Source organism: Anaerocolumna jejuensis DSM 15929 (genome assembly GCF_900142215.1).
GTDB classification, from domain to species: domain Bacteria; phylum Bacillota; class Clostridia; order Lachnospirales; family Lachnospiraceae; genus Anaerocolumna; species Anaerocolumna jejuensis.
The window spans coordinates 86,480-111,931 of sequence record NZ_FRAC01000008.1 but is presented as its reverse complement, the minus strand read 5'-3'; the positions used below and the strand labels follow the sequence as shown (position 1 = coordinate 111,931).

At 43.0% G+C, this 25,452-nt stretch carries 24 protein-coding genes; 20 read left to right on the top strand and 4 right to left on the bottom strand.

The genetic code is table 11. The features are described 5' to 3' along the window. Window positions 1–28 precede the first annotated feature (28 nt). Entirely contained in the window at window positions 29–403 is a 375-nt protein-coding gene (locus BUB77_RS06685; protein WP_073274143.1) for a nuclear transport factor 2-like protein, read from the top strand. A 195-nt stretch (window positions 404–598) separates the two neighbouring features. Here BUB77_RS06685 and BUB77_RS06680 read toward each other — a convergent pair whose 3' ends face one another. After that, a complete protein-coding gene (locus BUB77_RS06680; protein WP_073274141.1) occupies window positions 599–1,627 on the bottom strand; it encodes a 3-deoxy-7-phosphoheptulonate synthase in 1,029 nt (342 codons plus the stop codon). A 600-nt stretch (window positions 1,628–2,227) separates the two neighbouring features. Here BUB77_RS06680 and BUB77_RS06675 point away from each other — a divergent pair. Together BUB77_RS06675 and BUB77_RS06670 are read left to right on the top strand one after the other, a co-directional pair. Further along, window positions 2,228–2,782 carry a hypothetical protein gene (locus tag BUB77_RS06675; RefSeq protein WP_073274140.1) on the top strand — a complete coding sequence of 185 codons (555 nt, stop codon included), beginning with the start codon at window positions 2,228–2,230 and terminating at the stop codon, window positions 2,780–2,782. A gap of 88 nt (window positions 2,783–2,870) precedes the next feature. Then, the gene (locus BUB77_RS06670; protein ID WP_242962406.1) at window positions 2,871–3,215 is read left to right on the top strand and encodes a YmaF family protein; all 345 of its coding nucleotides are present in this window, start codon (window positions 2,871–2,873) and stop codon (window positions 3,213–3,215) included. A gap of 98 nt (window positions 3,216–3,313) precedes the next feature. Here the strand turns inward: BUB77_RS06670 and BUB77_RS06665 are convergent, their stop codons facing one another. The 3 genes from BUB77_RS06665 to BUB77_RS06655 all read right to left on the bottom strand — a co-directional run bounded on the left by BUB77_RS06665 (window position 3,314) and on the right by BUB77_RS06655 (window position 5,740). Further along, on the bottom strand, window positions 3,314–3,871 hold the full coding sequence (locus tag BUB77_RS06665) for a zinc dependent phospholipase C family protein (protein WP_073274138.1): 558 nt from the start codon (window positions 3,869–3,871) through the stop codon (window positions 3,314–3,316). A 294-nt stretch (window positions 3,872–4,165) separates the two neighbouring features. After that, window positions 4,166–5,080 (bottom strand): ArsR/SmtB family transcription factor, encoded by a 915-nt coding sequence (locus BUB77_RS06660; RefSeq protein WP_073274136.1) that lies wholly within the window; start codon window positions 5,078–5,080, stop codon window positions 4,166–4,168. A gap of 282 nt (window positions 5,081–5,362) precedes the next feature. Beyond that, window positions 5,363–5,740: a zinc ribbon domain-containing protein gene (locus BUB77_RS06655; RefSeq protein ID WP_073274134.1), complete on the bottom strand. Its 378-nt coding sequence runs from the start codon at window positions 5,738–5,740 to the stop codon at window positions 5,363–5,365. Window positions 5,741–6,377: 637 nt separating this feature from the next. On the opposite strand from BUB77_RS06655, the gene BUB77_RS06650 reads away from it, so the two are divergent. The 17 genes from BUB77_RS06650 to rsmH all read left to right on the top strand — a co-directional run bounded on the left by BUB77_RS06650 (window position 6,378) and on the right by rsmH (window position 25,449). Continuing rightward, the gene (locus tag BUB77_RS06650) at window positions 6,378–7,859 is read left to right on the top strand and encodes a UDP-N-acetylmuramoyl-L-alanyl-D-glutamate--2,6-diaminopimelate ligase (protein ID WP_073274132.1); all 1,482 of its coding nucleotides are present in this window, start codon (window positions 6,378–6,380) and stop codon (window positions 7,857–7,859) included. Between the two features lie 27 nt (window positions 7,860–7,886). Then, on the top strand, window positions 7,887–9,362 hold the full coding sequence (locus BUB77_RS06645; protein WP_073274130.1) for a UDP-N-acetylmuramoyl-tripeptide--D-alanyl-D-alanine ligase: 1,476 nt from the start codon (window positions 7,887–7,889) through the stop codon (window positions 9,360–9,362). Window positions 9,363–9,453: 91 nt separating this feature from the next. Further along, on the top strand, window positions 9,454–11,739 hold the full coding sequence (gene priA, locus BUB77_RS06640) for a replication restart helicase PriA (protein WP_242962404.1): 2,286 nt from the start codon (window positions 9,454–9,456) through the stop codon (window positions 11,737–11,739). Window positions 11,740–11,802: 63 nt separating this feature from the next. Beyond that, window positions 11,803–12,276, top strand: coding sequence for a peptide deformylase (gene def / locus BUB77_RS06635; RefSeq protein ID WP_073274128.1), 474 nt, complete (start codon window positions 11,803–11,805; stop codon window positions 12,274–12,276). Between the two features lie 14 nt (window positions 12,277–12,290). Then, window positions 12,291–13,265, top strand: coding sequence for a methionyl-tRNA formyltransferase (gene fmt, locus BUB77_RS06630; RefSeq protein ID WP_073274126.1), 975 nt, complete (start codon window positions 12,291–12,293; stop codon window positions 13,263–13,265). Between the two features lie 15 nt (window positions 13,266–13,280). Continuing rightward, window positions 13,281–13,982: a zinc metallopeptidase gene (locus tag BUB77_RS06625; RefSeq protein ID WP_073274124.1), complete on the top strand. Its 702-nt coding sequence runs from the start codon at window positions 13,281–13,283 to the stop codon at window positions 13,980–13,982. Further along, on the top strand, window positions 13,975–15,345 hold the full coding sequence (rsmB, locus tag BUB77_RS06620; RefSeq protein WP_073274122.1) for a 16S rRNA (cytosine(967)-C(5))-methyltransferase RsmB: 1,371 nt from the start codon (window positions 13,975–13,977) through the stop codon (window positions 15,343–15,345). Before BUB77_RS06625 ends, rsmB begins: the two co-directional genes overlap by 8 nt. A gap of 38 nt (window positions 15,346–15,383) precedes the next feature. After that, complete coding sequence (rlmN, locus tag BUB77_RS06615; RefSeq protein WP_073274120.1) at window positions 15,384–16,430, top strand: dual-specificity RNA methyltransferase RlmN; 1,047 nt, start codon at window positions 15,384–15,386, stop codon at window positions 16,428–16,430. A gap of 28 nt (window positions 16,431–16,458) precedes the next feature. Then, window positions 16,459–17,187, top strand: a complete 729-nt coding sequence (locus tag BUB77_RS06610; RefSeq protein WP_073274118.1) for a Stp1/IreP family PP2C-type Ser/Thr phosphatase — start codon at window positions 16,459–16,461, stop codon at window positions 17,185–17,187. Between the two features lie 14 nt (window positions 17,188–17,201). After that, window positions 17,202–19,397: a Stk1 family PASTA domain-containing Ser/Thr kinase gene (pknB, locus tag BUB77_RS06605; protein ID WP_073274117.1), complete on the top strand. Its 2,196-nt coding sequence runs from the start codon at window positions 17,202–17,204 to the stop codon at window positions 19,395–19,397. A gap of 78 nt (window positions 19,398–19,475) precedes the next feature. Further along, complete coding sequence (gene rsgA, locus BUB77_RS06600) at window positions 19,476–20,357, top strand: ribosome small subunit-dependent GTPase A (protein ID WP_073274116.1); 882 nt, start codon at window positions 19,476–19,478, stop codon at window positions 20,355–20,357. Window positions 20,358–20,395: 38 nt separating this feature from the next. Then, window positions 20,396–21,064: a ribulose-phosphate 3-epimerase gene (gene rpe, locus BUB77_RS06595; RefSeq protein WP_073274561.1), complete on the top strand. Its 669-nt coding sequence runs from the start codon at window positions 20,396–20,398 to the stop codon at window positions 21,062–21,064. Then, window positions 21,061–21,717, top strand: a complete 657-nt coding sequence (locus BUB77_RS06590) for a thiamine diphosphokinase (RefSeq protein ID WP_073274114.1) — start codon at window positions 21,061–21,063, stop codon at window positions 21,715–21,717. Before rpe ends, BUB77_RS06590 begins: the two co-directional genes overlap by 4 nt. A 13-nt stretch (window positions 21,718–21,730) precedes the next feature. Then, window positions 21,731–22,828 (top strand): redox-regulated ATPase YchF, encoded by a 1,098-nt coding sequence (ychF, locus tag BUB77_RS06585; protein WP_073274112.1) that lies wholly within the window; start codon window positions 21,731–21,733, stop codon window positions 22,826–22,828. A 17-nt stretch (window positions 22,829–22,845) separates the two neighbouring features. Then, window positions 22,846–23,778, top strand: coding sequence for a prolipoprotein diacylglyceryl transferase (lgt, locus tag BUB77_RS06580; RefSeq protein ID WP_073274110.1), 933 nt, complete (start codon window positions 22,846–22,848; stop codon window positions 23,776–23,778). A gap of 269 nt (window positions 23,779–24,047) precedes the next feature. Further along, the gene (gene mraZ, locus BUB77_RS06575; protein WP_073274108.1) at window positions 24,048–24,476 is read left to right on the top strand and encodes a division/cell wall cluster transcriptional repressor MraZ; all 429 of its coding nucleotides are present in this window, start codon (window positions 24,048–24,050) and stop codon (window positions 24,474–24,476) included. A gap of 37 nt (window positions 24,477–24,513) precedes the next feature. Next, window positions 24,514–25,449 carry a 16S rRNA (cytosine(1402)-N(4))-methyltransferase RsmH gene (gene rsmH / locus BUB77_RS06570; protein ID WP_073274559.1) on the top strand — a complete coding sequence of 312 codons (936 nt, stop codon included), beginning with the start codon at window positions 24,514–24,516 and terminating at the stop codon, window positions 25,447–25,449. Window positions 25,450–25,452: the final 3 nt, after the last annotated feature.

Sequence of the window (25,452 nt, the reverse complement as noted above, 5' to 3'; positions counted from 1 at the left end):
ATATTTCGTAAGGAAGGCAATAGGTTTTATGGTTGATAAGGAATTTATAGTAGCATATTGGGAGTATGTTGCCGCTCAGGATAGAGTTAACCTGCGGAAATTCTTCTGCCCGGATGCCCGTATAAACTGGCATTGTACCAATGAGAGATTTACGGTGGAAGAATATATAGAAGCAAACTGTGAATATCCAGGCAAGTGGAAGGGGATAGTGGAGCGGTTTGAACAAATGGGAAATAGCATTATAACAGTCACACGGGTCTGGAATGAGGATATTTCAGTACATGCATGTTCCTTCTTTGAGATAGAGAAGGGAAAGATTAAGGCGCTGGATGAATATTGGGGTGATGACGGTGAGGCTCCGGAGTGGAGACGCGCTATGAATATTGGAAAACCAATCAATTAGATTTCATTCGGTATCAATATATGTGAAGTAATAAGCTTAATTATAATAAATTGAGAAGGAACCCTGTATAGCAAACAGCCTCTGTCAGGCAGACAGGAGGGCTGTTCCAAGAAGAGAAATTGACTTCTGTTATACAGGGTTCTTGTATTAGGGGCTGTTTGATGTGTTTTACAGCCCCTTATTGTTTTATTTGCATTAAATATGCTCGGCAATGGTATAGATGAGCTTCTCGGATTCCGCCCAGCCAAGGCAGGCATCGGTTATGGATTTTCCATAGGTATGTTCGGATACTTTTTGATTACCTGGCTCAATATAGCTTTCAATCATGACGCCCTTAACAAGTCTTTCGATATCCGGATTAACGGACCTGCTGTGAAGGATTTCCTTGATAATACGGGGCTGCTCATAATACAGCTTATTGGAGTTGGCATGGTTGGCATCTATGATGGCTGCCGGATAGGATAAATCTCTTTCATTATACATTTCAAGAAGGCGGATTAAATCCTCGTAATGGTAGTTGGGAATAGCCTGTCCGTGTTTGTTGACAGCGCCTCGAAGGATGCAGTGGGCCAGTGGGTTTCCGGAAGTTTTTACTTCATAGGCACGGTACAAAAAGGTATGGGAGCCTTGTGCCGCAACACAGGAATTAAGCATAACGGACAAATCACCGCTGGTAGGATTCTTCATACCGGCCGGGCAGTCGATACCGCTTATGGTAAGGCGGTGCTGCTGATTCTCAACGGAACGGGCCCCTACGGCAACATAGGAGAGGATATCCGCTACATAGGGCCAGTTCTCAGGATAGAGCATTTCATCGGCTGCGGTAAGGCCGGTTTCCCTAATTGCCCGTAAGTGAATCTTTCTCATGGCAATAAGGCCTTCCTGTAAATCCGGCTTCTTTTCAGGGTCCGGCTGATGGGCAATTCCTTTATAGCCTTCTCCGGTGGTTCGGGGTTTGTTGGTGTAGATACGGGGAATCAGGATTAATTTATCCTTGACTTTATCCTGTACCTTGGCAAGTCTGTTGATGTAGTCACAAACAGAATCTTCGTTGTCCGCAGAGCATGGACCTATTATAACCAGGAATTTATTGGATTTCTCCATAAAAACATCTTTAATCTCATTATCTCTTTCTGCTTTTGCCAGACTTTCTTTTTCTGTCAGAGAATAAGTACTCAGTAGTTCGGCAGGAGATATAACTTCTTTTCGGTAATCGAAACTCATAACAATACTCCTTTGCTTCATATAATCACTTTTGGTTTAAATGCATTGTAGCTGTTTTTCAAAATGAAGTCAATATTTTTATAATTATGCAGCATGAGCTTTTCCGATATGGCAAACGCATGATGTTTATGGAAGCGGACGATGACCAAGGGGGTTGTTTTGGAGTTTTGTTACGCGAGAACCCTTATTCCACTGTCTAAAGCGGCAGAAAACGTGACTGGCAGGTAAATCAATGCCAAACTCGCTGTAACAAATATGGTTGTGTTAGATATCGAGCTCAAACAGTGGCATTGGTTTACCTAGTCACGTTTCCTGCCGCTTAAGTGGAATAAGGAACCTCTTGAGACAAAACTCCAAAACAACCCCCTTGGTCATCTGTGCATATCCGTTATTATATGGTCTCATGCATTTGGCCCATTCGTTTGCTGTGGCTTTTCCGAAGGTTAAAGTTGAAGAATTGAATATAAAAGAATATAATGAAGAGGAAAGCTTTTGAAAGAAAATCTGGAATTTGTGATATATGTATATGGTATTGCTACAAGGGAGGGGTTAGATTTTAAATTATTTTTAAGTTAACCGCCCGAGGGAAGGAGAAATAAAATGGGAGAAAGAACATTACCGGCAGCCGGACAGCTATTTTTAGACAATGAGAAGAAACTGGTACAGTTTATCGCAATTGCAATCTATAAGAGAATGGAAGGCGAGATAGCTGTATATCAGGCTTTATCGGGAGATTATAAAATATATGCTATGCCCTATGCCGATTTTATAATGGAAATGGTGCCTTATACACCCCAAAAGGAAATACCTTTCATGGAAGCCAGCCGTCCGGCAGATGAAGCAGGGAACTCCTTTATAAGACCAAACTCCGTGGAAGCAGCAGAGCCGGTGGAAAGAGGCGGCGGAGACGGTGGCAGCAGGGAGGAGTCCGAAGCAGTAAACCCTGTGCTTTTAGCCTTCCTGGATGCTGACACCTTTGAAGAAAAGCTTAATATATTGACGGGAAGCCGCAAATATCTGGATGACAGGTTATTGACCCATATGGCCATATCCGTTGACTGTGTTATCGGTGAGGGAGATGCAGAGGAAAAAATCAATAATTTGATTTTCTGTTTAAAAACCCGTGCCAGATTTGAGAGTAACAGGCTCCGGTAAAGGGGGAAAGAACCCTTTCCGGTAAGCTGCATATGATACATTTAGGCATGATTGCAAATAGGATGGTGTCTTTAAGGAGTTGAGCAGCTTGGGCTATATAAAAATAGAAATGAAAAAGAGCAATTCCCAATATAAGAATCATGTACACGAGGTACAGGGTTATCTGAAGATGGCGGAAGATAAGCATTATCACCGGTTTTCTTTTGTGACCGGAGAAGCCATCTTTAATGGGAAGGGTGACCACTGTCATGAAATTGTTTTCAAAACGGAAAATACCGACGGTCATTTCCATGAATTTAAGGGCAGGACCTGCGGTGCCATTCCCATGGGAGACAGGCATGTCCATTATCTGGAAGGATTTACGACGGAGGGAAATGGTCATACCCATGGCTTCCGTTTGGTTACGCTTATGGATAATCCTACAGATATCTAATAGATTATTTTTGTATCCTTTGTTAAGAACACAAAGATTGCATGCCGGTTCAGATATTAAAAGAACCGGCATTTTGAATATAGGACTGTTGCCTTTATTCAGGCAAATTCGTTTCGTAATATCTCAAAGTAAATAATGGCAGTAATTCGAATAGATTTCATGATATCCCAGTCAAAGCCGGGCTCCTTATTTCTATAATCTTCAAGCTCATATTTTATCTGCTCTATGGGTGCTTTTGTACTTTCATCAATCGAAAAGACAGAGGCTATTATTTTTTGTAAGCTGCAGTAATTATCCAATACATATTGTCCGATGTTCCTTTCATATTGCAAATGTTCGGAAATTTTTCCAATGCTTCCGCCAAGATGCGCAAAGCAGCAAAAATCGCATAGATAGTGGACCATTTCACCTAGCTTGATTGCATCCCTAATGCCTTTTGCAGGTTTATTTTCGATTTTATAGAGTTTATTAAAAACATAATCCGATGATTTTTCATAATAGTGCGGATGGGTAAATTGAGTAAAAGATAAATCAGGAAGAATTGTTCCAATATAAAATGCCCACTTGCTTAGCTGCCTGCTCTTAGCGGGTGTTTCAGTTGGGATGATATTTTCAACTGATAAACGTGCAATACGATAGTGTGTATTTTTCTTCATTTAAGCCGCCTCTTTCATTTCTTATACCCACTATAGTAAATTAGAAAGATAAAGAATAAAGCTATAAAATGTAAAGGATTTCTAAACAATTACCCATGGAATTTTGTATAAAAGTTTAAAGAAAGCAAAAATTAGGACACACATGGAGGATAATAGCATTTGGACTAAGACAGATGCCGGTGTTGGAAAAAAATAAGAGGGTGCCTTAAAAGTCATTTTAATCAGGAGACTTTCAGGACACCTTCACTGATAGATTCGGCTGTTCAGAATAAGGTTTGAGGCAAAAGATTAATTTTACATTTGACTGTACTGGATACGGACATTGATATGCTGATTATAATTTCCGAAATTACGTCCGTAGACAGTCAGTCCGCTGGTATGTTCAGCCTCTTCGTTTATGGTAAAACGGAATTTAATCGTGCTCTTGTAATCCAGCATAAAATCCTTTAAGGAGACAGAGGATATTTTTAAACCATCCAGAAAGGTACCGGCTTGATTAATTGTAATTGTTTTAAGCATACCATGCTGATTCCAGTTACCATACCACCAGTCGGGAGTAAAGATACCGGCGTGGTCCCCGAAATCACCGGGACTTATCCAGCTGCCGATGGCGGTATCATTTAAAACAAAAGTAATATTAGCAGGATTAACAGCATCGGTACCCGGCGCATTTGGTCCAAGCTCCGCACAGATGGATAATTGGTCGATCTTTTGGTAGGCAGGAACAAAGTTGGGAATTACGTATTCCACGTATCCTTTATCAAACCATAAAATTTCCGCATCCACCCTGTCAGGATGAGCAAAATACCTGGGGTCATCCACTTCACCGATAAAACGGGAGGCTGTTGCCAGACCGCAGACAGGATAAATCTGGAAGTTGGTATAATGACCGATACGGATTTCAGTTTCACAGATATTTTTCTGGCTTTCCGCCGTATCGAAATCAATCAGTATCTTATCCAGCCAGACCATGCACATTTTTGAATTACCGTGTGCAGCCGGTTCGTTTACAATGGTTACAATACCGCAGTCCTCTAATTTCTTAATATGGCCTGTCAGAGCACCATTGGTAATATTAAGGCAAGAAGCAAGTTCGTTCATGCTCATTCCATTATTCTTCAGAAGCAGTCTGATAATAGCAATCCGGATATCAGAGCCCAAGGCTTTAAAGACATCGAGGCCTTCCTCTAAGGTCTTTATATGAAGCATTTATTTATCCTCCCCAAGTAAAATGTAATTTATTATATAGTCATATTTAAAATAAATCAAGCACGCTGTTCCAGAACCTTTTCTTCCATAAAAGCTGAAAAAGCGCAGCTGACAGTCAAAACAGCGCCAAACTCACTACGCTCAGTTTCTTGCCGCTTAAGTGTCATAAAGAACCTCTCAATGCAAACTCCAAACCAATCCTTGGTACTGCAAGGCAGCACCAGTCCTCTGGGTATCCATAAATTGGTTTCATGCGTTTTCCACGAAATGCCAGGGTACGGCTTAAAGCTTCCTGCCGCATTTGGGGCAATAGTCAAAATCATCATTGGTGATATAACCGCAGGAAGGGCATCTTGAAGCTTCCCTTCGTCCATCCTGGCGGCGGCCGGTTGGACACAGGTCCTCCTCCTTCAGGGTGACATCCTCGCCCCTTTGGAGTCGTTTTCCAAGGGATTTATCGATGGAATAAACAGTGCCGCAGCAGGTGGAGGTAACAAAATATTCTACATTCCATCGAAACAGGGGAATAAAGAACAGGGAAAAATATGTATAAGTCATATAAGCCTCCAGGCGCCCGAATTTACCGCAGAGGGAGCATACCATAGTATTAACAAAATCAAGCTTCTTTTTGCCCTGGGAAATACCCATTATAAAAAACATACAGAAAATCCTTTCCAATAATTTATGCCATTTAGTATACCATAACTAATAGAAAAATACTAATAAAGAACCTCTCAATTCAAACTCCAAACCGACCCCCAGTACTGCAAGGCAGTACCGGTCCTTTGATATCTATAATAAGGAGCTTCACGGCATATGCATGAAACCAAATAATGGATATACGCAGATGACGAAGGAGGTTGTTCTGGGAGTTTTGTCTCAAGAGGTTCCTTATGACACTTAAGCGGCAGGAAAAGTGACTAGGTAAAACAGTGCCACTGTTTGAGCTTGATAACTAACACAGCCATATCTGTTACAGCGAGTTTGGCGCTGATTTACCTAGTCACGTTTCCTGCCGCTTTAGTGGAATAAGGGTTCTCGCGTAACAAAACTCCCAGAACAACCTCCTTCGCCATCGTCCGTTTCCATAACCTTCCCTCATGCATTTACCATGCAGGGAGCTTCCCCCTTTCATTGACAAGGTATGCCCGGTGTTATATAATGAACAAAAGCATGGGTAATACAGTTGGGAATGAAGCCCACCCGGGGAAGCCCGGATGGGCTTCTCTTTTTCAGCCATTAACCCAAGAATGGAATATGAGTAATAGGCTATCATATATTATATGGGAGGTTTTATATGCTGCTAAGTGAATTGTTGGAAAAAATGAAATATACGGTAGTGAAAGGAACCTTGGACACAAATATCCTTCATCTGGTATACGATTCCAGAAAGGTGACGGAAGGTTCCGTTTTTGTATGTATCAAAGGCTTTAAAATAAACGGGCATGATTATGCGAAGGAAGTAATAGAAAAGGGAGCAAAGGCTTTAATTATATCCGAGGACGTAGAGGTGGACGGAGAAGTTACCCTGATTAAAGTGGAGGACACCCGCCATGCTCTGGCCTGTATGTCCGCTGCTTTCTTTGGCTATCCGGCGGAAAAGCTGAAAACCATCGGGATTACAGGGACAAAGGGGAAGACCACCACTTCCTATATGGTACGCTCCATGCTGGAAAACGCAGGATTAAAGACAGGGCTGATCGGTACCATAGAAGTCATCATCGGAGATAAGGTGATTCCTGCTGCCAATACCACGCCGGAATCCTATCAGATACAGGAGTATTTTGCTAAAATGGTAGAAGAAGGCTGTAATTGTGTGGTAATGGAGGTATCTTCCCAGGGGCTCAAGCTTCACAGGGTAGCCGGCTTTACCTTTGATTACGGTATTTTCACCAATATCGAACCGGATCATATCGGACCGGATGAACATAAAGACTTTGAAGAATATATGGAATGCAAGGGCATGCTGTTTAAAAATTGTGTGGTAGGTATTGCCAATGGGGACGACTCCCATATGACAGAGGTATTAAAGGGGCATACCTGCAGCCTTGAGACCTATGGAATCGAAAAGGAAGCAGACTTAATGGCCTGCAACGTCAACCTGCACAGCAAGGATGGAAGCCTTGGGGTCACCTATCAGCTGAAGGGGCTTTTAAATTACGGGGTATATGTAAATCTTCCCGGAAAATTCAATGTTTACAATTCCTTAACGGCCATTGCCATTTGCAGGCATTTTGGTATCCATGAGGAGGATGTAAAGAAAGCACTTGCCCAGGTTAAGGTAAAGGGAAGAGTGGAGCCTGTAAACATTTCCTCCAAATTCTCCATGATGCTTGATTATGCTCACAATGCCATGAGCCTGGAAAGTCTTTTAACTACCATGAAGGAATATGAACCCAAAAGGCTTGTATGCATATTTGGCTGCGGAGGCAACCGCTCAAAGCTAAGAAGATATGAAATGGGTGAAATATCCTCCAACCTGGCAGACCTTACGGTCGTGACCTCAGATAATCCCAGATTTGAGGAGCCGGAGGATATTCTGAAGGATATCATAATTGGCGTTAAAAAGGGCAGGGGAGAATATATCGCAATCATTGACAGAAAAGAAGCAATCAAATACTCCATCGAGAATGCCAGGGAGGGCGATGTAATTGTTCTTGCCGGTAAGGGCCATGAGGATTACCAGGAAATCAAAGGTGTAAAATATAAGATGGATGAAAGAGAGCTTATCAGCCAGGCAATAGAGGAAATTAAGGCAGAGGGTAAGACAATAATCTAAGTTTAACATAAAAGGCAGGAAAGTATAATGGAAGCGCTAACAATAAAGGAAATTGCAAATGCAGTTGAGGGAAGTATTATCTGGGGAGATGAAAATGCAGAAATAGAAGAGGTCCTGACCAATTCGAAGAATGTGACGGCAGGCTCTCTCTTTGTACCAATTGTAGGAGAAAGAGTCGACGGCCATGATTTTATAAAAAATGCTTTTACAGGAGGTGCCGCAGCCTGCCTGTCACAAAGAAAAATAGAAGAAGCAGAGGGAAAAGCCTGCATATTGGTGGAGGATACTTTAAAGGCCTTACAGGCACTGGGTGCCTATTACCGGAATAAATTTTCCCTGCCTGTTATAGGAATTACGGGAAGCGTGGGAAAGACGACCACCAAAGAGATGATAGCCGCTGCCCTCAGCACAGCCCGCTGTGTGCTGAAGACCGAGGGAAATATGAACAGCCAGGTTGGCCTTCCTTTAATGATGTTCAAGCTTTTAAAAGAGCACGAAATGGGTGTTATTGAAATGGGAATGAGTGAAGAAGGCGAGATGGCAAGGCTGTGCAATGTCGCCCGGCCGGAGGCTGCTGTTATGACCAATATCGGAATATCCCACATTGCCCAGCTAAAGACCAGGGAAAATATCCGAAAGGAAAAAATGAATATTATCAATGCCTTTCAGAATGGCGGATGCCTGGTATTAAACGGAGACGATGATTTGCTCAGTGAAGCGGCACAGTGTATAAAGAATGGAAATATTACAATAGATTTATCAGAGGTAACAAAGGAAAAGCTGAAAAACAGCCGGATAATTACCTACGGAACCGGAGAAGACTGCGATTTCAGGGCTTCGGATATAAGGACTGTGGCAGAGGAGACGGCCTTTACCCTGACCTATCCAAAGGACAGCTTAAGCCTGAGTACCTTTAACAGAGGCAATTCGGATACGGAAAAGGATACCTTGACGGAAGAGATTCAGTTAAAGGTTCCCGGAATCCACAATGTCTACAATGCCCTGGCAGCCCTTGCCCTTGCCTGGAACTATCAGATACCGGTAAGTACGGCAAAGGAGGGCTTAAGGGAATACCGTCCTATAGCAATGAGAGGACAGATACTGGCTGTCCGGGGAATTAAAATAATTGATGATTCCTACAATGCCAGTCCCGATTCCATGAAGAGCGGAATCCGGGTGTTAAAGGAGCTGGATAATGTCAGCCGGCATATTGCGGTACTGGCAGATGTAAAGGAACTGGGAGAAATATCAAAGCAGAGCCACTATGAGGTGGGACAGTTTATCGCAGGTGAGAACCTGTCCTGTGTGGTTACCATAGGGGAAGAGGCTTATTATATAGCAAAAGCGGTAAAGGACAGCGGTGTACCTACGGAAACCCACTCCTTTACGGACAATAAAGAGGCGGCAGCCTTTCTGCAAGCCTATTTAAAGAGCGGAGACGGCGTTCTTATAAAGGGTTCCAGAGGCATGAAGACCGACGAGATAGTAAAGGAACTGATCTAAAAATCAGCGGATTGATAAAATAGATTGAAGCATAGAATATAAAATTTTTGCATCCTGATAGAAACAGCATTTCATCAGCAGATGAAATACCATGGGTGCATACGAAAGAATAACACAGGAAGGCGGAATGAAGGTAATGAAATATGCGGATATCATAGTTGACATTTCCCATGAAGACCTGGATAGAACCTATCAATACCTGATTCCGGAGGAGTTAAAGGAAAGGGCGCTGCTTGGTGTACAGGTACTGGTTCCCTTTGGAAAGGGAAACCGGCAGATTAAAGGATATATTATCGGGCTGTCAGACCTTCCAAAATGGAAAGAGGAGGCTATCAAGCCCATCACTGCCATAGCAGAGGATACCTTAATGATAGAAAGCCAGCTTATCAGTCTGGCCGGCTGGATGAAGGACAACTTTGGCTCGACCATGAATGAAGCGCTTAAGACTGTACTCCCTGTAAAAAAGACTGTAAAACAGAAAGAAAACAGAGTAATCAAGGCAGCTCTGTCCGGGGAAGAGCTTCAGGCTGTTTTAGAAGGGGAGAAAAAGAAAAATAATAAAGGAAGAGTTCGTTTACTGGAAGAGCTTCTGAAAAATCCCTCCCTGGATTATGAATGGGTCAAAAATACGTTGAACATTTCCTTATCCACTATGAAGGATTTGGAAAAATTGGGAATAATACACAGAGAAGCAAGTGTTCTTTACCGCAATCCGGTAAAGCAGCCTTCTACTGTTGCAAAATCCGTTGTTCTAAGTCCCTCCCAGCAGGAGATTGCGGATGATTTCTTAAAGGAATATCATGAGGGAATCAGAAAGACCTACCTGCTTCATGGAGTAACCGGAAGCGGTAAGACGGAAGTTTATATTAAAATTATTGAAGAAATGATAAAAGAAGGCAAGCAGGTAATTGTCCTGATACCGGAAATCTCCCTTACCTATCAGACAGTAATGCGTTTTTACCAGAAATTCGGTGACAGGGTATCTATCATGAATTCCAAGCTCTCCCAGGGTGAGAAGTATGACCAGTATGTCAGGGCGAAAAATGGGGATATTGATATTATGATAGGGCCAAGGTCCGCACTTTTTACTCCCTTTCAGGACCTTGGACTTATTATTATGGATGAGGAGCATGAGGGCAGCTATAAAAGTGAGAATCCTCCCAAATACCATGCCAGGGAAACCGCCATTGAACGGGCAAGGCTTTGCGGGGCAAGTGTCATTTTAGGCTCTGCCACACCCTCCCTGGAGTCTTATAAGAAGGCACTGGAAGGGGAATATACCCTTTACCGGCTCTCTGAAAGAGAGGGAGAGCGGAAGATGCCTGTTATCTGGACGGTGGACTTGAGAGAAGAATTAAAGGCAAGGAATAAGTCCATATTCAGCAGGAAGCTTCAAACTCTCATGGAGGAGAGGCTTAAGAGAAAGGAGCAGATTATGCTCTTTATCAACCGAAGAGGCTATGCTGGCTTTGTCTCCTGCCGAAGCTGCGGGCTGGTATTAAAATGCCCTCATTGTGATATATCCCTGACCTCCCACAATAACGGAAAGCTTGTCTGCCATTACTGCGGATACGAAGAAGAATTTCCTGATAAATGTCCTTCCTGCGGCTCCAAGTATATAGCATCCTTTGGCACCGGTACTCAAAAAGTGGAGGAAATGGCAAAAAAGGAGTTCCCTCATGCCAGAATACTTCGTATGGATATGGATACGACGAAGAAAAAGGGCGGACATGAAGAGATACTTTCCGCCTTTGCAAATGGACAGGCAGATATCCTTGTAGGGACTCAGATGATAGTAAAAGGCCATGACTTTCCCAGGGTTACCCTTGTTGGCATACTGGCAGCAGATTTATCTCTTTATGCGGCGGACTTTCGTGCTTCCGAGAGGACCTTCCAGCTGCTTACCCAGGCTTCCGGAAGGGCCGGCAGGGCAGAGCTTTCCGGAGAGGTAGTCATACAGACCTACCAGCCGGAGCATCACAGCATTGTATATGCAGGTAAGGGCGATTATGAGGAATTTTATAAGCGGGAAATGCTGTACCGGAAATTGATGTCCTATCCGCCGGCTTCTCATATAATGGCAGTCCTTGTGGTGTCAAAGGAGGAAGAAAAGGGCTCCAAGGCCTCGGAGCTTTTGACAAAAGCCCTGAAGCAGTGGGAGGAAAAAGAGGAATTGATGGAATACCATGTGATTGGACCTGCGCCTGCCAGGCTTTCAAAGGCCAATGATATATTCCGCTTTTGCTTTTATATCAAGGAGGATGACTACCAAAGACTGATGGCGGCAAAGGATTTTCTGGATGGTTTTTACCGTTTCAGTGATGAATTTCAAGGTATTGCAGTCCAGTTTGACTTCGATCCCATGAACAGTTATTGATTTTCAGTCTGAATATGGGTAAAATAAAGTATGGTTCTATAGTTTAACAGAGAGGATAATAAAATGGCAATTCGAAATATAAGAACAATCGGAGATTCCATATTGACAAAGAGGGCTAAGGAAATAACGGAAATGACTCCAAAGATAAAGACTTTAATACAGGATATGTTAGATACTATGTATGATGCCTATGGGGTCGGGCTTGCAGCTCCCCAGGTAGGCATTTTAAAAAGACTTGTAGTAATTGATGTATCAGAAGAAAATGATTCTCCCATCATTCTCATAAACCCGGAAATCCTTGAGACGGACGGTGAGCAGATTGGTGAGGAGGGCTGCCTCAGTGTACCGGGAAAATCCGGTGTCGTAAAGCGGCCGAATTACGCAAAGGTAAAGGCTCTTAATGTAGATATGGAAGAGATTATCGTGGAGGGAACAGAGCTTTTAGCCAGAGCCCTTTGCCATGAAATCGACCACCTGAATGGTGAGCTCTATGTCGATAAGGTAATCGGAGAGCTTCATTCAAACAGCGAAGAATAAAGGAGTACCGATTTATGAATATTGTTTATATGGGAACACCGGAGATAGCAGCGGTAATCTTAAAAGCGCTGCATACTGCCGGGCATCATATTATAGCAGCAGTGACACAGCAGGATAAACCCAAGGGAAGAGGCAATCAGGTTCAATTTTCCCCTGTTAAGGAGCTTGCTTTAAGCCTTGATATTCCTGTATATCAGCCAAGGCGTGCCAGGGAGCCTGAATTTATAGAGGTGTTAAAGGAATTAAATCCGGAGGTAATCGTAGTGGCTGCCTTCGGACAGATTCTACCCAAAGGGATACTGGAGCTGCCAAAGTATGGCTGCATTAATGTACATGCGTCTCTGCTTCCAAAATACAGGGGAGCAGCACCCATTCAGTGGTGCATTATCGAGGGAGAAGAAAAGACCGGTATTACCATTATGCACATGGATGAAGGAGTGGATACCGGCGATATGATAAGAAAGCAGGAGATTACCATAGCTCCCAAGGAAACCTTTGGAAGTCTTCATGATAAGCTGGCAGAGGCAGCAGGTCCCTTGCTGCTGCAGTCCCTTTCCGATATAGAGGCCGGCAGGGCGGAGAGAATTAAGCAAAAGGATGAGGACTCCTCCTATATAAAAATTCTGGATAAATCCATGGGGCATATTGATTTTAACCAGCCGGCAAGAAAGATCGAAAGATTGATCAGGGGCTTAAATCCCTGGCCCAGTGCTTATACGACCTTAGAGGGAAAAATGTTAAAAATCTGGGATGCAGATGTAATAGAAGAAAACGGGGAGGCATTTTCCGGCGAAGGAATTTCCGGAAATCCCTTTTTAAAGGACACTCTTCCGGGAGAAGCGTCTGCCCTTAAGAAGGATGCCCTGTTGATAAAGACAGCAGAGGGAATATTAGCAGTAAAGGAATTGCAGTTAGAGGGAAAGAAAAGAATGACTGCCGAGAATTTCCTGAGGGGATACGATTTGAAACCTAAAACCTTGCTTCAGTAAGAAAGGAGGATTTTTATGTATCCATATTTTTATGGCTTTGATCCTACCTATATGTTAATTATAATCGGTGCCGTTCTATCCCTTGGCGCATCTGCGGTTGTCAATTCTACCTTCCGCAAATACTCCCGGGTCAGAAGCTTATCCGGTATGACCGGCGCCCAGGCAGCACAGAGAATATTGAATTCAGCAGGTATCTATGATGTTTCTGTTCAGCATATCAGCGGTAACTTAACGGACCATTATGATCCGGGCGCAAAGGTGCTGAGGCTTTCGGACAGTGTATACGGAGAAACCTCCGTGGCTGCCATCGGTGTTGCAGCCCATGAATGCGGGCACGCCATCCAGCACCAGCACAGTTATGTTCCCTTACGTCTGCGCACTGCTATCTTTCCTGTGGCCAGCTTCGGCTCCAAGATAGCCTGGCCGTTGATTTTGCTTGGGATTATACTTAGTATGTCCCAGACGTTGATTTATGCGGGAATATTTTTATTTTCCTTTGCTGTGCTGTTTCAGCTGGTAACTCTTCCGGTGGAATTTAATGCATCCAGAAGAGCAGTAAAGATTCTGGATGAATCCGGAATCCTTTACGGAGATGAGGTAGGTATTACAAAAAAGGTTCTCGGTGCAGCAGCCCTGACCTATGTGGCAGGAGCCGCAGCAGCCATACTTCAGCTTTTAAGGCTGCTAATCCTGTTTGGAGGACGGAATCGTGACTGATAGAAAAGCTGCAGAGAAATCATCCAGAGAGATTGCTTTGGATATTCTGATTGAAATACTGGAAAAGGGCGATTTCAGCCATACACAGCTGAACAGAACCCTGAAAACGCAGACTGCTCTGACAAAGCAGGATAGAAGTTTTATTACCAGACTGGTGGAAGGCACTCTGGAGAGGCTTATAACCCTTGATTATATCCTGAATGGTTATTCCAAGGTGAAGGTGGAGAAAATGAAGCCTTTTATAAGAAACCTTCTCCGCATGTCCCTTTACCAGCTGAAATACATGGACCAGGTGCCTGACAGTGCTGTTTGCAATGAAGCGGTAAAGCTGGCAGGAAAGAGAGGCTTTAAAAGCCTTTCCGGATTTGTAAACGGAGTTTTAAGAAATATTGCAAGAAATTCCAAGGGCAGTGTATTTCCTTTGGAAGAAAAGGAAAGAGAAGAATATTTAAGCATCCTATATTCCACACCCAGGTGGATAATTGAAAAATGGCTTAAGGATTATGACTACGAAACAGTTAAGAATATGCTGGCAGCTCAGTTTGAGGAAAAAAAATATACGACCATACGTGTAAATCTGGCTAAAAATACAGTGGAAGAGCTTACGGAAAGATTAAAAGAGGAAAATGTTGAGACAATAGACGGAAATTACCTTTCCTGTGCCCTTAAAATACAAGGCTTTGAAAATATGGAATCCATAAAAGCCTTTGCAAAAGGAAGATTTACAGTGCAGGATGAGAGTTCCATGCTGATTGGACTCATTGCAGGAATACAGGAGAAGGATTTTATCATAGATGTATGCGGTGCGCCGGGAGGAAAGGCACTTCATGCGGCGGAGCTGCTAAAAGGCACCGGCATGGTAGAAACCAGAGATGTTACAGATTATAAGGTAGCCCTGATTCAGGAAAATATCCGGAGAATGGGCTTGCCTAATATCAAAGCAGTAAAAAAGGATGCAACCCTAAAGGACGAGGACAGTATCCTGAAGGCGGACATTGTTCTTGCGGACCTGCCCTGTTCCGGCCTGGGCGTAATCGGGAAAAAGCCCGATATCAAATACAATATGACAAGGGAAAAGCAGCAGGAGCTGGTGAAGCTCCAAAGAGAAATTCTTTCCGTTGTAAGCGGCTATGTAAAGGCAGGCGGCATTTTGATATACAGCACCTGTACGGTAAACAGGGAAGAGAACCTTGGAAATGTGGAATGGTTTACCGAAAATTATCCCTTCCAGCTGGAAAGTCTTGAAGGCCTTCTTCCGGAGAAGCTTCCCTGTGAAACAAAGGAAAAGGGGTATCTTCAGCTGATTCCGGGAATTCATGAAACGGATGGTTTCTTTATGGCAAGACTTAGAAAGAATACTTAAATTTGAAACAAAGCTTTGGTATTTATGAAAGGGGCAAAATGAGTAAAACGGATATAAAATCCTTGAATCTGCAGGGATTAAGGGAATATCTGGTCAGCATAGACGAAAAGCCCTTCAGGGCGGCACAAATTTATGAGTGGCTTCATGTGAAGCTTATCCAGGATTATGAAGAAATGACCAATATCCCCAAAAACCTCAGGGTTTTTCTGGCGGAAAATACCGACCTTAAAAATCTGAAGCTGATTCAAACCCTCACATCAAAGACGGGAGAGACACAAAAGTTTTTATTTCAGCTGGAGGATGGAAATCTGCTGGAATGTGTACTTATGAAATACCATCATGGAAACAGCGTATGTATTTCCTCCCAGGTAGGCTGTAAGATGGGCTGCCGTTTCTGTGCCTCTACTCTGAATGGCTTTGAGCGGAATCTGACAGCCTCCGAGATGCTGAACCAGATATATCTGGTACAACGGCTTACGGGAGAGAGGGTTTCCAATGTGGTGGTAATGGGTACGGGAGAACCCCTTGATAATTATGATAATCTTGTAGCCTTTATCAGGCTGTTATCGGATGAGATGGGACTTCATATCAGCCAGAGAAACATAACGGTATCCACCTGCGGCCTTGTCGATAAAATCAGGAAGCTGGCAGAGGAAAAATTTCAGATAACCCTAGCACTTTCTCTTCATGCCTCCAATGATGCTGTCAGAAGAGAACTTATGCCTATTGCCAACCGGTATTCCATTGAGGAAGTCCTTCATGCCTGTGATGATTATTTCAGTCAGACCGGCAGAAGAATGACCTTTGAATACAGTTTAATAGCCGGAGAAAATGACAGTCATGAACAGGCAAGGGAGCTGGCTGCTCTTCTGAAAGGCAAAAATGCACATATAAACCTTATTCCTGTAAACCCCATAAAAGAGCGTGATTACAAGCAATCCAAGGGTGATAGTGTTCAAAAATTCAAATTAATACTTGAAAAATACGGAATAAATGTTACTATAAGAAGAGAAATGGGAACAGACATAAATGCTGCCTGCGGACAATTAAGAAAAAGTTACATGGAAGAGACTTCCGGTGTGTAAATTGTAAGGAAGTTTAGGAGGTACAGACATGAAATCATTTTCTATAACAGATACAGGAAAAACCAGGCTTGTCAATCAGGATTATGTGTTTGCCACAGAAGAAAAGATTGGGAAATTAGAGAATCTGTTCATAGTGGCCGATGGTATGGGAGGACACAACGCCGGAGATTATGCTTCCAGATTCTGTGTAGAAGTTTTTACAAAAATAATAAAAGAACCCGGCACAGAAGGCCTGCCAGTCAGTATTTTGTCCCACGCACTTGCCGTTACAAATCAGGAACTGCTGGAGGAAGCAAGAAGCAGGGCAGAGCTAAATGGAATGGGTACGACCTTTGTGATATCCACTATTTTAAATGACATCCTGTATGTTGCCAATATAGGTGACAGCAGGCTCTATCTGGTCAGGAACGGTGAAATAAAGCAAGTGACCGAAGACCATTCCCTGGTAGAGGAAATGGTGAAGAATGGTGAGATTGAAAGGGAGCAGATGCGCTTTCATCCAAATAAGAATATCATAACCAGGGCACTTGGTGCCAGTGAGACGGTAGTGCCCGATTACTTCGAGGTGGAACTTAGGAAGGATGATCTGATATTAATGTGCTCTGACGGACTCAGCAACATGATGGATGATAAGGATATGCTTGAAATAACAGATAAATTTCAGGATGATTTGGAGAATGCCTGTAGGAAACTGGCAGCAAGAGCCAATGACAACGGTGGAAAAGATAATATTTCAATCGTTATGATTAGAATGTAAGAAGAGGTGAGAACATGTTAAAACCGGGTATGTACATCAGCGACCGTTACGAAATAATTGACAAGGTTGGTTCCGGCGGAATGGCGGATGTCTATAAGGCAAAATGCCACAGACTGAACCGCTATGTAGCAATCAAGGTACTTAAACCAGAGTTCAGCGATGATACGAACTTTGTAAAGAAGTTCAGAGGAGAAGCACAGTCAGCAGCAGGTTTATCCCACCCCAATATTGTTAATGTATATGATGTAGGAGATGACAACGGTCTTCACTATATTGTTATGGAATTAGTTGAGGGCATAACTTTAAAGCACTTTATCGAGAGAAAAGGCAAGCTGGAAGTTAAGGAAGCAGTAGGCATTGCCATACAGATAGCCATGGGTATGGAAGCTGCTCACAACAATCATATCATTCACAGAGATATCAAGCCTCAGAATATAATCATTTCCAAGGAAGGAAAAGTCAAGGTTACGGATTTTGGAATTGCAAAGGCTACAAGCTCCAATACCATAACTTCCAATGCCATGGGTTCCGTGCATTATCTTTCTCCTGAGCAGGCAAGGGGGGGATACAGCGATGAAAAGAGCGATATCTATTCCCTTGGTATAACAATGTATGAAATGTTATCCGGCCAAGTGCCCTTTGAAGGAGATAATACAGTATCCGTAGCACTTTTGCATATTCAGGGAGAAGCAATCCCGCTTAGGGAAGTTGATCCTTCCATTCCGCCCAGCGTTGAGAAAATAGTCCAGAAATGTATGCAGAAAAAGCCGGAAAGACGTTATCTTTCTGCTTCAGAGCTTATTGCGGATTTAAAACGCTCTATTTCTAATCCCAATGGGGATTTCGTTGTGATACCGGCGGCTACCGTTACGGATTCTCCGACCATAACAATTTCAGACGATGAAGTCAGCCATATTAAAAGTGCATCCACCTATTCCGGAAGAAATACCGGCTCTTTTGATCCGGTAAAAGGAAATACCAATCCCGATTTAAGGAATACCAATACTAATTTAAGAAATACCAATACCAATCCAAATCTGAATAAAAAGGGTAAAGAGGATGAGGAAGATATTGACCAGGTAGACCCCCGTGTGGAGAAGATCATATTGATTGGTTCCATTGCGGCAGGTATCATTCTGGTAGCTTTAATTATTTTCTTTACTATCAATATATTCCATCTGTTCCCAAGCAATAAGGGGGATGGGAATAAAGATCAGGTAGAGACGACGGTTACACCTACTGCCACACCCACAGAGGACACAGCAGAGCCAATTAGCATGCCTCAGGTAATTGGTTATAAACTGGCCGATGCCGAAAAAATGCTGGCGGAGAAATCCGAAGACCTGCAGATCGTAAAGGATGAACAGACGTCCGATACCTATGAGAAGGGTTATGTCATGGATCAATACCCTAAAAAGGGAGCAGACCTTGAAAAGGACAGTGAAGTGAAGCTGGTAATAAGTCTTGGACCTGCCAGTTTTGAACTGCCGGATGTGTATAAGAGCGGTCAAAAAGAGGCGGAAGCTGCCTTAACAGGTAAGGGACTGAAAGTAACTGCGGAACCGGAATTTAATGACACGGTAAAAGAAGGCGATGTTATTTCCACCGAGCCTGTCAGAGGCAGTATGGTAAAAGCCGGAGACAACATTATCTTAATTGTAAGCAAAGGTCCCGAAAAGACAAATACCTTAGTACCCGATGTGCGTAATAACAGCAAGGCAGCAGCTGTAAAAAAATTAAAGGATAATGGATTGGTTGCAGGAACCATAACAAACGACTATTCCGACACCTATGCCAAGGGAACGGTCATGGAGCAGAGCCCCACAGGCGGAACTGAGGTGGAAAAGGGAACAGCAGTTGATCTGGTACTCAGCCGGGGACCCCAGGGAAATGACAATCCTTCTTCTTATACCGGTTCAGTTACCATTGATGAAAATCCTTTTGATTATCCGGGAGACAGCGGTATCGTAAAGGTTCAGATGGTACAGGATGGAAAGACTACCACTCTGCAAAAGCAGCAGATGGATTATGACAGCTTTCCTTTCAGCATTCCGATTACCAGCAAAAGCGGTTCCAATGCAACGGTATCCATGTTTATCGGAAGAGAAGCAAGCCAGGGAGATCCGGGAGCTGTGAAAGAGAATGGCACCTGGGTAGTATATGAGGAATATGGAACTTCCTGGGATGTACCCTTTACTCCGGAGCGCTAGTATGAAAAATGCTATACATTTTTCAAATTTCTATTGAAGCAGTATCACAAGCAAGCTTGCGATATGCAGGGGATAAGTATGAAAGGTAAGATAATAAAAGGTATTGGTGGTTTCTATTATGTCTTTGCAGAGAAGGAAGAAGTCTATGAATGCAAGGCAAAGGGAATATTCCGTAATCAGAATATCAAGCCGTTAGTCGGCGATGATGTTCTGATGGATGTTCTGGATGAAGAGGCGAAAAAGGGAAATATAACGGACATTCTGGAAAGAAAGAATGAACTTATAAGGCCGGCTGTAGCAAATGTCAATCAGGCGCTGATTATATTTGCTGCAGCTAAGCCTGCCCCAAATCTTAACCTTCTTGACCGCTTTCTCATACTGATGTTAAGGCAGCAGGTAGAAACCATAATTTGTTTTAATAAAAAGGATGTTGTAACGGAAAAGGAAATCGGGCTGTTGGAAGAGACCTACCGGAATTGCGGGTATCACACCCTGTTTACCAGTACCTATACGGAAGAGGGCGTTGCCTCTTTGAAGGAAATGCTCGCTCATAAAACAACGGTGTTGGCAGGGCCTTCCGGTGTCGGAAAATCTTCCCTGGTCAATCTCCTTTCCCCGGAAGCCAATACGAAAACAGGTGAAATCAGCGAGAAGATACAAAGGGGCAAGCATACCACAAGACATTCGGAGCTTATTTCCATTGGCGGGGATGGATTTGTAATGGATACCCCAGGCTTTAGTTCCCTGTATTTAAGTGATATGGAAAAGGATGAGCTGAAGGATTTCTTTCCGGAGTTTGGCGACTATGCCTCAGAGTGCAGATTCTTAGGCTGTATGCATTTAAATGAACCTGACTGCAAGGTAAAGGAAGCACTGCAGACAGGTAAGATCAGCCGTATTCGGTATAAGAATTATAAGGATTTATATGAAGAGCTAAATCAGAAGAAAAAAAAGTATTAGGTACAGTATGTTTGAAAATGAAAGGCATGGTTATTAGTATGTACAAATTGGCACCCTCAATCCTTGCGGCTGATTTTTGGCGGCTGGGAGAATATATAAAAGAAGCGGAAGAGGCAGGAGCAGATTACCTTCACATTGATGTAATGGACGGAGCTTTTGTACCCAGTATTTCTTTTGGAACACCTGTTATGAAGTCCATAAGAAAAGAGTCAAAGCTGATATTTGATGTACATCTGATGGTGGAGGAACCTATTCGTTACCTGGAGGACTTTAAGGAAGCAGGTGCCGATATTATTACGGTCCATGAGGAAGCCTGCAGGCATCTTCACCGTACTGTCTCCGGAATCAGGGAACTTGGCTTAAAGGCAGGTGTTTCCTTAAATCCCGCCACCCCCCTTGCAAATCTGGAATATATTTACCAGGACATTGACATGGTGCTTATTATGAGTGTTAATCCTGGGTTTGGAGGCCAGTCCTTTCTGCCTCTTGCCCTGGATAAAATAGCAGCCCTGAGAGAAATCATACAGCAGAAACAGCTGGATATTGACATAGAAGTTGACGGTGGTGTGAACCTTACAAATGTGAAGGATATTATAGAAGCAGGCGCTAATGTGATTGTAGCCGGAACTGCTGTATTTAACGGTAATATAAAGGAAAATGTAGCAGCCTTTAAATATGCCTTCTGGCAGAGGGAGGCAGGTAAATGAGTGGATTAAAGGTTCTGATTGTGACCGGAGGAGAGATTTCTCTTCCCTTTATAAAGGAGTACCTTACAGGAAGGGACTTTGATAAAATCATTGCGGTGGATAAGGGGCTTGAAGCCGTTCAGGCACTTTCTCTGAAGCCTGATTATATTATCGGGGATTTTGATTCCGTATCAAAGGAGGTAATTTCCTATTACAAGACCCTGGAAGGTGTTCAGGTGGTGGAATATGATCCTATGAAGGATGCCACGGATACGGAGCTTGCCATTCTTGCTGCAATGGAGCTTGAACCGGAGGAAATCGTAATTCTTGGGGCAACAGGAACCAGAGCGGACCACATGATGTCCAATGTTTCATTGTTATATTTACCCTTAAGAGAGAACATCAGGACTTCCCTGGTGGATAAGCATAATAAAATATATATCATAAATCGTGACACGGTCATATACCGGAACAAGCTTCACGGGCCTTATGTGTCTCTGCTGCCCTTTACGGAAATAGTGGAGGGGGTTACCCTAAAAGGTTTTTTATATCCTTTGGAGGACAAGACTCTTACCATGGGTAGCAGCTTATGCATAAGCAATGAAGTGACGGAAGAAAAAGCGGAGATTCTGATAGGCGCAGGAATTCTGTTAGTAATTGAAGCCAGAGACTGAAAGGAAGAAACATATGAAATTAGGTATAGTAGGTCTACCCAATGTAGGCAAGAGCACATTATTTAACTCACTCACAAAGGCAGGAGCGGAATCAGCAAATTATCCCTTTTGTACCATAGACCCCAATATTGGAATTGTACCGGTGCCGGATGAACGTTTGAAGGTATTAGGTGACCTTTATCACACAGAAAAAATCGTTCCGGCCGCTATAGAATTCGTAGATATCGCCGGCCTTGTAAAAGGGGCTTCCAAAGGAGAAGGGCTTGGTAACCAGTTCCTCTCCAATATCAGAGAGGTGGACGCAATCGTACATGTGGTACGCTGCTTTGAAGACAGCAATGTCATTCATGTGGATGGCAGTGTGGACCCATTAAGGGATATTGAAACCATAAATCTGGAATTAATCTTCTCAGATCTGGAGATAATTGAGAGAAGGATTGCAAGAACAGCTAAGGGAGCCAAGAATGATAAAGCACTTGCCAAGGAATTAGAGCTCCTGGAAAGACTGAAACTGCATCTGGAGGAAGGAAAGCCGGCAAAGAGCTTTACACTGTCCGATGAAGAAGAGGAAGCGCTGCTTCTGACTTATAACCTGCTTACCTGCAAACCGGTAATCTACGCAGCCAATGTAAAGGAAGAGGATTTGGCAGATGATGGTGCAAAGAATGAAAGGGTAGCTCAGGTAAGGAAATTTGCCAAGGAGGAAGGCTCCGAGGTATTCGTAATATGCGCCCAGATAGAGCAGGAGATTGCAGAGCTTGAGGAAGAGGAAAAGAAAATGTTCCTTGAAGAGCTGGGACTGACAGAGTCTGGGCTTGAAAAGCTCATTGCAGCCAGCTATCATATTCTGGGGCTTATCAGCTATCTTACGGCAGGTCCGAAGGAAACGAAGGCCTGGACGATTAAGAGAGGAACAAAAGCTCCCCAGGCAGCCGGTAAAATTCATACTGATTTTGAAAGAGGCTTTATCAGAGCAGAAATCGTAAGCTATGATAATTTGATTGATTGTGGCAATTTTAACCAGGCAAAAGATAAAGGACTGGTTCGGTCTGAAGGAAAGGAATATGTCGTTCAGGACGGTGATGTGGTTCTTTTCCGGTTCAATGTCTAAGAAAGTGGTGGTGAAGGATGCTATTAAGTGCAGGTACAAATATTAATTTTCCTAATCTGGGTATCGAACTGAAAGATGTCGGGTCTAACATTCAAGTATTTGGATTTTCCATTGCCTATTATGGTATGATCATAGCCCTGGGAATGGTCGTAGGATATCTGGTAGCAGAATGGCAGGCGAAAAGAACAGGGCAGAACCCTGATTTGTACCTGGATTTTGCGTTGTATGCCATCATACTTTCTGTAATTGGCGCAAGAGTATATTATGTAGTATTCAACTGGAGTGAATATAAGAATTCACCTCTTGAAGTATTTGATATCCGCAATGGCGGACTTGCCATATACGGAGGGGTCATTACCGCAATGGTGGTGGCTCTTGTTTATTCCAGGATAAAGAAAATATCCTTTGGACTGTTAGCCGATACGGGCTGTCTGGGACTAATATCGGGGCAGATTATCGGAAGGTGGGGTAATTTCTTTAACCGGGAAGCCTTTGGGGAATATACCAACGGATTATTTGCCATGCAGCTTAATATCAATGATGTGAGCAGTGATTATACCATGCCCCTGGCAAATCTGGCACAGAAATTTGCCGGAAAGGAGCAGGCTTACCATAAGATTTTAGAGATAAGGAACCATACCGTAAATCTTGGCGGTGCTGCGTATATACAGGTACAGCCGACCTTCCTTTACGAATCGGTATGGAATCTGATGGTGCTCATTCTTCTGATTATCTACTCAAAGCATAAGAGGTTTGACGGAGAGCTCATTCTTCTATATTTATTTGGCTATGGACTGGGAAGAGTCTGGATAGAAGGATTTCGAACAGACCAGCTGTTTTTATTTAATACGCCGGTAGCAGTTTCTCAATTGCTTTCGGGAGTACTGGTTCTGGCAGCCGCTGCTATCATATTTATAAAAAGGCGCCAGCTGAAAAAGAAAACTGCATAAACATACAGGAACCTGAAAGAAGGTAGGACTAAAATCCCACCTTCTTTTTTTGTCGTTTTTTGCGGCAAATAATGGAATAAAAAATATTTGCAATACTATATATGGTGGAGGGAAAAAAACACAGCACAAAATTCCTAAAATATGTAAAAATTGGAACGTAAATTTATTCAGAAAAGCTTGCCATATTAAATAAAGTGGTATAAAATAGCTGTATAAGTGGTGCAAAGTGGTGGAAAGTGGTTCTAAGTGGTGGATAGGTGGTGAGATTCATGTTCATGGGAGAGTATATCCATACAATCGATACAAAGGGAAGAATTATAATGCCCTCCAAATTCAGAGAAGAATTGGGGGATGATTTTGTTATTACCCTGGGATTAGATGGATGTCTTTTTGTATATCCTAATGAAGAATGGATGAATTTCGTAAACCAGCTAAAGACTCTTCCTGGTAACAAGGAAGCAAGGCAGCTGCAGAGATACTTTATGGCAGGTGCCGCTAACTGCGAAGTGGACAAGCAGGGAAGAGTGCTGATTCCGTCAAAGCTTAGAGAAACCGCAGCCCTGGAGAAGGATATTGTTTTTGTAGGTGTACTTAGCAAAATCGAAATCTGGTCCAAGGAAAGATGGGATAGTAACAATAATTATGAGAACATGGACCAGATTGCTGAACATATGGCAGATTTTGGTTTGAGTTTTTAACCCAGGAGATGAAAATATGGATATAGAAATAAAAAACTTGGACTTCAACCACATATCAGTATTGCTTCATGAAACCATAGATCAGCTGAACATCCGCCCAGAGGGTATCTATGTTGATGGAACCCTGGGAGGGGGAGGACATTCCCTTGAAATTTGCAAAAGGCTGAAGGGCAATGGAAGATTAATAGGGATAGACCAGGATGAGGCTGCTATTGAAGCAGCAGGAGCAAGGCTTAAGGACTTTGCAGATATGGTTACGATTATCAGAAGCAATTATGTCAATATGAAAGAAGTGTTAAAGGAACAAAAGATAGATAAGGTAGACGGTATTTTATTGGATCTTGGCGTATCCTCCTATCAGCTTGATACCATAGAAAGGGGCTTTTCCTATAGAGAAGATGCACCCCTTGATATGAGGATGGATACCCGAATGGATATCACGGCAAAGGATATTGTAAACGGATACAGTGAATATGATTTATACCGCATAATCAGAGACTACGGTGAAGATAAATTTGCAAAGAATATTGCGAAGCATATTTTAAGAGTGAGGGCAGAAAGCCCCATTGAAACAACAGGGCAGCTGGCAGAGGTCATAAAAGCAGCCATACCTGCCAAGCTGCGTGTCAATGGACACCCGGCTAAGAAAACCTTCCAGGCAATAAGGATAGAGCTTAATAAAGAACTGGAAGTACTAAGCAGTGTTCTGGAAGATATGGTAGAGCTTCTAAATGACGGAGGAAGGCTTTGCATCATAACCTTTCATTCCCTGGAAGACAGGATTGTAAAGTCATTTTTTAGAAACAAAGAAAATCCCTGTATCTGCCCGCCCAGCTTTCCGGTGTGCGTATGCGGGAAAAAACCACTAGGAACTGTAATAACCAGAAAAGCAATTTTACCGTCAGAAGAGGAAATTCTGAATAACAAAAGATCTAAAAGCGCTAAATTGAGAGTATTTGAGCGCCATTTATAAAAG

Bases quoted from the DNA above. Each gene is read 5' to 3' on its own strand.
- priA (WP_242962404.1), top strand. From the start codon at position 9,454: ATGGGTGCATACGAAAGAATAACACAGGAAGGCGGAATGAAGGTAATG.
- ychF (WP_073274112.1), top strand. From the start codon at position 21,731: ATGAAATTAGGTATAGTAGGTCTACCCAATGTAGGCAAGAGCACATTA.
- rpe (WP_073274561.1), top strand. From the start codon at position 20,396: ATGTACAAATTGGCACCCTCAATCCTTGCGGCTGATTTTTGGCGGCTG.
- BUB77_RS06645 (WP_073274130.1), top strand. From the start codon at position 7,887: ATGGAAGCGCTAACAATAAAGGAAATTGCAAATGCAGTTGAGGGAAGT.
- def (WP_073274128.1), top strand. From the start codon at position 11,803: ATGGCAATTCGAAATATAAGAACAATCGGAGATTCCATATTGACAAAG.
- BUB77_RS06625 (WP_073274124.1), top strand. From the start codon at position 13,281: ATGTATCCATATTTTTATGGCTTTGATCCTACCTATATGTTAATTATA.
- BUB77_RS06675 (WP_073274140.1), top strand. From the start codon at position 2,228: ATGGGAGAAAGAACATTACCGGCAGCCGGACAGCTATTTTTAGACAAT.
- fmt (WP_073274126.1), top strand. From the start codon at position 12,291: ATGAATATTGTTTATATGGGAACACCGGAGATAGCAGCGGTAATCTTA.
- BUB77_RS06655 (WP_073274134.1), bottom strand. From the start codon at position 5,740: ATGTTTTTTATAATGGGTATTTCCCAGGGCAAAAAGAAGCTTGATTTT.
- BUB77_RS06590 (WP_073274114.1), top strand. From the start codon at position 21,061: ATGAGTGGATTAAAGGTTCTGATTGTGACCGGAGGAGAGATTTCTCTT.
- pknB (WP_073274117.1), top strand. From the start codon at position 17,202: ATGTTAAAACCGGGTATGTACATCAGCGACCGTTACGAAATAATTGAC.
- BUB77_RS06680 (WP_073274141.1), bottom strand. From the start codon at position 1,627: ATGAGTTTCGATTACCGAAAAGAAGTTATATCTCCTGCCGAACTACTG.
- BUB77_RS06660 (WP_073274136.1), bottom strand. From the start codon at position 5,080: ATGCTTCATATAAAGACCTTAGAGGAAGGCCTCGATGTCTTTAAAGCC.
- BUB77_RS06650 (WP_073274132.1), top strand. From the start codon at position 6,378: ATGCTGCTAAGTGAATTGTTGGAAAAAATGAAATATACGGTAGTGAAA.
- rsgA (WP_073274116.1), top strand. From the start codon at position 19,476: ATGAAAGGTAAGATAATAAAAGGTATTGGTGGTTTCTATTATGTCTTT.
- BUB77_RS06665 (WP_073274138.1), bottom strand. From the start codon at position 3,871: ATGAAGAAAAATACACACTATCGTATTGCACGTTTATCAGTTGAAAAT.
- BUB77_RS06610 (WP_073274118.1), top strand. From the start codon at position 16,459: ATGAAATCATTTTCTATAACAGATACAGGAAAAACCAGGCTTGTCAAT.
- mraZ (WP_073274108.1), top strand. From the start codon at position 24,048: ATGTTCATGGGAGAGTATATCCATACAATCGATACAAAGGGAAGAATT.
- rlmN (WP_073274120.1), top strand. From the start codon at position 15,384: ATGAGTAAAACGGATATAAAATCCTTGAATCTGCAGGGATTAAGGGAA.
- lgt (WP_073274110.1), top strand. From the start codon at position 22,846: ATGCTATTAAGTGCAGGTACAAATATTAATTTTCCTAATCTGGGTATC.
- BUB77_RS06685 (WP_073274143.1), top strand. From the start codon at position 29: ATGGTTGATAAGGAATTTATAGTAGCATATTGGGAGTATGTTGCCGCT.